The organism is Intrasporangium sp., assembly GCF_036566125.1.
Taxonomy (GTDB): domain Bacteria; phylum Actinomycetota; class Actinomycetes; order Actinomycetales; family Dermatophilaceae; genus Intrasporangium.
Genome location: NZ_DATCWX010000123.1, coordinates 1 through 3,017, shown reverse-complemented (window position 1 = coordinate 3,017; position 3,017 = coordinate 1). Strand labels below are relative to the sequence as shown.

At 70.6% G+C, this 3,017-nt stretch carries 2 protein-coding genes; both read right to left on the bottom strand.

Going from position 1 to position 3,017, the window contains the following annotated elements:
- Positions 1 to 278: 278 nt before the first annotated feature.
- The gene (argS, locus tag VIR15_RS07345) at positions 279 to 2,039 is read right to left on the bottom strand and encodes an arginine--tRNA ligase (RefSeq protein ID WP_331926821.1); all 1,761 of its coding nucleotides are present in this window, start codon (positions 2,037 to 2,039) and stop codon (positions 279 to 281) included.
- 144 nt (positions 2,040 to 2,183) lie between these two features.
- Positions 2,184 to 3,017, bottom strand: an 834-nt coding sequence (locus VIR15_RS07340) for an AMP-binding enzyme (RefSeq protein ID WP_331926820.1), incomplete at its 5' end; no start/stop codon positions are given.

Sequence of the window (3,017 nt, the reverse complement as noted above, 5' to 3'; positions counted from 1 at the left end):
GCGTCGAGCAGCTCCGTCTTGGGCACGACCCGCTCCCGGTTGAGCACGAGGTGCGACAGGACGTCGAAGACCTGCGGCTGGACATGGACCGGCTCTCCGCCCCGCTCGAGGAGGAACCGGTCGGTGTCGAGCAGGACGTCCCCGAACGAGAACCGCACGAAGCGATCATCCCACCCCGCCCCGCACGCGGCGCGGCATTGACTGGAGGCGAGCCCAGCGGCATACGGCATGGATGTGTGAAAGGTTGCCCACGCCGGGACGTGGGCGACCTTCCCCGCTCACATCCGCTCGGGGGACTCCACGCCGAGCAGGTCGAGCCCCGTCGTCATGGTGCGCAGGACGAGTGCGCTGAGGGTGAGCCGGGACTGCCGCAGCTCGTCGGTCTCGGCCTTGAGCACGGGGCAGTTCTCGTAGAACGCCGAGAATGCCTGCGCCAACTCGAAGAGGTAGCCGCTGAGCCGGTGCGGCTCGTAGAGCGACCCGACCTCGGTGACGACGTCGGCGAAGCCCAGCAGCTGCTGGCCGAGGGCCCGCTCGTGCTCGGTGCCGAGGACGATCGGGGCGTGCTGCGCGAGCGGGTCGAGGCCGGCCTGGCGGAAGATCGAGCGCACCCGGGCGACGACGTACTGGAGGTATGGCCCGGTGTTCCCCGTCAGCGACACCATCCGGTCGAGGTCGAACACGTACTCGCTGTTGTGGGCGACGGAGAGGTCAGCGTATTTCACGGCGCCGATCCCGACCTGCCGGGCGATCGTGGCGCGCTCCTCCTCGGACAGGTCCGGCCGCGTCTCATCGATGAGGGCGCGGGCCTTGACGACCGCCTCGTCGAGCAGGGCCATGAGCCGCAGGGACGAGCCGGACCGGGTCTTCAGGATCTTGCGGTCCTCGCCGAGGACGTTGCCGATCTGGATGTGCACCGGCGTGACGTGCTCCGGCAGCCAGCCCGCGAGGCGCGCGGTGTCCCAGACCATGTTGAGGTGCAGTGCTTGCGGAGCGCCGATGACGTAGAGCACCCGGTGGGCCTCGAGCTCGGACACGCGGTACTTGATGGTCGCGAGATCCGTTGTGGGATAACCATATCCGCCATCACGCTTGCGGATGATGAGCGGCACGGGTTTGCCCTCCCGGCCGGTGTAGCGGTCGAGGAAGACGCAGAGCGCCCCGTCGGAGATCGTCGCGATCCCCTTCGCCTCCAGCTCGTCGCAGATGTCGGCGAGCAGGTGGTTGTACGTCGACTCCCCCGCCAGGTTCTCGTCGCCGAGCGTCACGCCGAGGGTCGAGTAGACCTTGTTGAAGTAGGCCTTCGACATGCCGACGAGCCGGTGCCAGTGCTCCAGCGTCTCGGGGTCACCGGCCTGGAGCTTGACGACCCTGGCCCGCGACCTGATGTCGAAATCGCCTGCGCTGCCGTCAGGTTCGGCTCGCTCAGCGGTGTCGAACTTGACCCGCGCCGCCTGGTAGAACGCGTTGGGGTCGGTGACCAACAGCTCCGCCTCCGGCGAGTTCTCCCCGACCTCGAGGAGGTGCTCGATGAGCATGCCGAACGGCGTGCCCCAGTCACCGATGTGGTTCTGCCGGATGACGTTGTGGCCGAGGTGCTCGAGAGTCCGGGCCAGGGAGTCGCCGACGATGGTCGTCCGCAGGTGGCCGACGTGCATCTCCTTGGCGACGTTGGGCGCGGAGTAGTCGATCGGGATGTTCTGCCGCTCCTCGACGGGCACGCCGAGCCGCTCGTCAGCGTCGATCTCGGCGAGGAGGGTCGCGAGCCACGCGTCGCTGAAGGTGATGTTGATGAAGCCCGGCCCGCTGACCTCGACCTGGTCGGCGATGCCGTCGAGCTCGAGCGCGTCGACGATCTTCCCCGCGACGTCCCGGGGCGGCGCGCCGACCTTCTTGGCGAGGGCGAGCGCGGCGTTGACCTGCACGTCGGCGAACTGCGACGGGCGCAGCACCGGGTCCGCCTCGCGGTAGTCATCACCGAGGGCGGCGGCGATCGCGGACTGGACCTTGGGGGTGAGCGCGACGAGCGGGGAGACCATGCGGGTCAGTCTAGGAGCGGGCCGCAGGTGCCCGCGTGGCCGTTTCGCCGGGGCGGGCCGAGCCACGATGCCGTATGCCGCTGAGCTCGCTCCCAGCCCTCGTCCTCTCCCAGCCCTCCCGGCCTGCGGCGGGCCAGGACGGGCTCAGGTCAGGTGCTCGGCAGCGGCGAGGACCTGGTGCCAGGTGATGGACCTGGGCTCCGGGGTGTCGCCGAGCGGCAGCCGGGCCAGGGCACGGCGGCGTTCGTCGCCGCGCAGCTCGTCCCCGAACCGGTCGACGAAGATGAGCATCCGTGGCCGGGCCACCCCGCCGAGGTTGTCCCGGACCGTCTCGTTGAGGTCGCGGGCCAAGGCGGCGAGGTCGCGCCCGGGCGTCCCGTCGTCGAGCACGATCGCCGCCGCCAGGTAACGCCCGCCTTGTCCGTCCCGGCGCTCGATGACGTCGGCGCGCTCGACGAACGGATGACCGAGGAGCGTCTCCCGGACCTCGCTGATCGAGACGAGCTGGCCGGAGAGGGAGATGACCTCATCGGTGCGGCCGAGGAACTCGAGCCCACCCTCCGGTGTTCGGCGCACGCGGTCACCGGTCGTGTAGACCCCGGGCCGGTTCGTCCAGTGGTGGTCGGTCGCGGCCGCGACGTCGCCGGTGCCGGGCAGCATCGCGCCGGCCCAACCCTTGGTGAGGACGAGCTCCCCCGCTTCCCCATCGGACACGATCGCGCCGGAGGCGTCGACGATCGCCGGCTCCACCGAGGGCACGAGGTCCGGGGCGAGCGGCTGGCTCAGGTGGACGATCCCGCCGAGCTCGACCTGGCCCCACCCGTCCGCGACGACGACGGGCCCGTGGCTGAGGTCGGAGGCCGCCCACTCCCGCAGGGCCGGCTCCGACGGCTCGGCGTAGACGACGACGCGCCGCAGTGACTCGACCGGGCTCGTGTCGGCGAGCGCCGGCGCCCATCCCCGCATCGTCCGCAGCAC